We start from the raw sequence: 435 nt of genomic DNA on the forward strand, positions 1-435 counted from the left end.
CATTTCCCACGACCGTTGGTTTATGGACAGGGTGTGTACACATATCCTGGCATTCGAAGGAAATTCTGAAGTGTATTTCTTCGAAGGAAGCTTCTCTGAATATGAAGAGAACAAAAAGAAACGTCTGGGCGATCAGGCTCCAAAAAGGATCAAGTATAAAAAGCTTGTGAGATAAACACTTTTTAAAGGTTTGTAAAAACTGCTTTTGAAGAAATTCTAAAGCAGTTTTTTATTGGAATCAGGTTTCAGGTCGATCTTCAGTTCCTTTGCCATTTTCTCTATCACATCCTGGTCTGTCTTGTTGTCGATACTTTGCCGGGCATCGAGGAGGAGCCTTTCGGCCTCCTTGTCTAAAGTTTTGTAATAGGAGCCTTCCTTTGCCTCCTGTTTTTGAAGATAGATGAACATTTTAGCTAGCTTCTGTACCACTACGAT

2 pseudogenes are annotated in these 435 nt (G+C 40.5%); one reads left to right on the forward strand and one right to left on the reverse strand.

The features are described 5' to 3' along the window. Nucleotides 1–175, forward strand: a pseudogene (locus HC175_RS18935) (energy-dependent translational throttle protein EttA); the annotation flags it as partial. A gap of 41 nt (nucleotides 176–216) precedes the next feature. On the opposite strand, the pseudogene HC175_RS18940 reads toward HC175_RS18935, so the two are convergent. After that, nucleotides 217–435: pseudogene (locus HC175_RS18940) on the reverse strand (DUF2254 domain-containing protein); the annotation flags it as partial.

It is taken from the genome of Salinimicrobium oceani (genome assembly GCF_012037645.1).